We start from the raw sequence: 2,577 nt of genomic DNA, 5'->3' as shown, positions 1-2,577 counted from the left end.
GGCGCGCTGCTGGCGCTGGCCGTGGTGATCGGCCGCCACCTGACCCTGACCGACCTGCCCGACCCGGCCCACCGCCCGGCAGCAGCCGCCCTCTACGACGCCCTCACCGCCACCCTGAGGACAACGTCCTGGCTACTGCTGACCCTGGGCCTGACCGTCGCAGCGGCCTCATGGCTGACCACGCGCCGCAGACCCCGACCAAGCTCCCCGACCCTGCCCCCACTCACGAGAACCCGCACCTGACTTACCCCTGATCCGCAGCCGCGCAGGCGAGCCCCTCCCCAGCCGAGGAAGCCATCCGCAGCCGCCGACGGCGAGGACACCCCACAGGGGCCACCCGCACCCGACCACGAAAGCCGCACGGGCGGTGCGGGTGGGAACCCATCACGCCGAAGGCGAAGCCGAGGCGTGACGTGCAACCCCCCACCCCCACCCCCCGTCTATTACCTCGTGCGCACCAGAACCTGGCCCGCAGCCCTCCTCCTCACCCTCACCACCGCCCTTCTCGCCTGCCGCCTCGCCGGCACCGACGCCCTCACCCCCGTCCCCCAGCTCCTCGCCTTCCTCCCCTGGCTCCTCGCCCCGACCGCCGCCGCCCTCCTCCTCACCCTCCTCACCCGCTGGTGGCCCGGCACCGTATGGGGCGTGCTCCTCCTCGGCCTGATCGCCTGGTACATCGAGCCGTACGGCAAGACCGCCGACCCCACCGGACCTCCCGTCGCCTCCCTCCGCGTCCTCACCTCCAACGTGGAGTTCGGCCAGGCCACCCCCGCCCTGATCGACGCCGTACGCCGCCACGACCCCGACCTCGTCTTCGTCCAGGAATGCGAGTACACCTGCGACGCCGCGCTCAAGAAGGAACTCGCCGCCGCCTACCCGCACCGCGCAGCCGTCCCCGGCGGCGGCTCCGAGGGCTCCGTCATCCTCAGCCGCCACCCTCTGCGCCCCACCTCCGGCGTCCCCGCCACCATGGGCATGCCCGGCGCGATCGCCGACGTCGACGGCCACGCCGTACGCGTCCAGCTGGCCCACCCCATGCCCCCGCTCCCCGGCCAGACAGACCTCTGGCAGCGCGAACTCGGCCGTCTGCGCGATCTCGCCGCCGCCGACCCCGCCACCCCCACCGTCCTCGCCGGCGACTTCAACGCCTCCCAGGACCACGCCGCCTTCCGCGCCCTCCTCGACACCGGCCTGTACGACGCCGCCCGCCTCACCGGCCACGACCGCACCCCGACCTGGCCCGCCCGCACCACCCCGGCCTTCGGCGCCCAGATCGACCACGTCCTGGTCTCGGACGACTTCACCGCGACCCGCACCCGCTTCCTCGACCTCCCCGACACCGACCACCGCGCCGTGCTCGCCGACCTCACCCTGCACAGCCCTCGATGACCCGCGCGCACGGCGAAGCGGGCCGCCCCCGCGAGGGAGACGACCCGCCACCGAACCGCTCACTGCCGCCCTCAGCGCGCCGAGGACTTCTCCAGCGCCTTGTCCAGCGCCGCGGCGAACCCGTTCGCCCACAGCTGGTTCACCCGAGCCCGCTCGTTGGCGTTCGGGTACGCGTTCGTGCAGGACGGGCCGGGACCGCCGCCGGACATCAGCTCGCTGCACGGACCCCGGTAGTTGTCCGGCAGCCCGAGCACGTGCCCGGTCTCGTGCGCGGTCACACGCGTGGAGTTGTAGATCTGGTTCTGCCGGTAGTCGAGGAAGATGTAGCCCCGGCCGTGACCGTCGGTCGAGGCGTACGAGCCGCGCGAGTCGTTGCCCTCGTAGTACGCGAAGTCCGCGCCGGAGGTGCCGGCCTGGAGTCTGACGTTCGACACCGAGCTGTTCCATATCTGCGCGCTGCGGGATATCTGCGCGCTGAACGACGGCGCCCCAGAGGCGTTGTAGACGACGGTGACCGCGGCCGTGCTCTTCGGGTTCGCGGCGCGCTTCTCGGCCACCGACTTCAGGACGGCCTCGAAGAAGGCCCGGTTGGCGGCGGCCTCCTCGGAGGAACCGTTGTAGGCGGCGAAGACGGCCGCGGTGCCGGCGCCGGCGGTGGGGGCCGCCGAGGCCGGGGCGGCCGTACCGAGACCGAGCGCGGTGACGCTCAGACCTGCCGCGGTGAGAACGGACATGGGCATGCGCATGCGCATCGATGACTCCTAGTGGTGGGGGAGAGTCACATGTCACCGGTGAGTGTCCGCGCCCACGCGGCGGCTGTGATGATGGCAACCGGCGATAGCACCGCCCTATCGGCCGACTCCGGCCACCTTCGAAACCCGCGCCCGATACCGCCCGACTCCGCCCGCAGCACAGGGTTTTGAGACTCTGGTGAAAGCTGAACTTCCGCCTTACCCTCCCAGGGCATGGAGCTTGAGGTCAGGCACCTCAGGGCGCTGTGCGCCATCGCCGACACCGGCAGCCTGCACCGAGCCGCGCGCCAACTGGGCGTGGCACAGCCCTCGTTGAGCACGCAGCTGCGGCGCATCGAACAGGAGCTGGGCGGCGCGCTGTTCGTCCGCGCGCGCACCGGCTGCCGTCCCACGCCGCTGGGCCGGCTGGTCCTCAGCCGCGCCCGCCCGCTGGTCA

Annotated in this window: 3 protein-coding genes and 1 pseudogene; 3 read left to right on the top strand and 1 reads right to left on the bottom strand. The window is 72.4% G+C overall.

The genetic code is table 11. The features are described from left to right. Positions 1-243 (top strand): annotated as a pseudogene (locus N4P33_RS34505) (hypothetical protein); the annotation flags it as partial. 207 nt (positions 244-450) lie between these two features. After that, a complete protein-coding gene (locus tag N4P33_RS34500) occupies positions 451-1,389 on the top strand; it encodes an endonuclease/exonuclease/phosphatase family protein (protein ID WP_260830858.1) in 939 nt (312 codons plus the stop codon). Positions 1,390-1,460: 71 nt separating this feature from the next. Here N4P33_RS34500 and snpA read toward each other — a convergent pair whose 3' ends face one another. Continuing rightward, positions 1,461-2,141, bottom strand: coding sequence for a snapalysin (gene snpA, locus N4P33_RS34495; RefSeq protein WP_260830857.1), 681 nt, complete (start codon positions 2,139-2,141; stop codon positions 1,461-1,463). Between the two features lie 213 nt (positions 2,142-2,354). Here snpA and N4P33_RS34490 point away from each other — a divergent pair. Next, on the top strand, positions 2,355-2,577 hold a 223-nt coding region (locus tag N4P33_RS34490), incomplete at its 3' end, for a LysR family transcriptional regulator (RefSeq protein WP_260830856.1).

Source organism: Streptomyces sp. 15-116A (genome assembly GCF_025290915.1).
In the GTDB taxonomy this organism is placed as follows: Bacteria; Actinomycetota; Actinomycetes; order Streptomycetales; family Streptomycetaceae; genus Streptomyces.
This window is presented reverse-complemented; position numbering and strand designations above follow the sequence as displayed.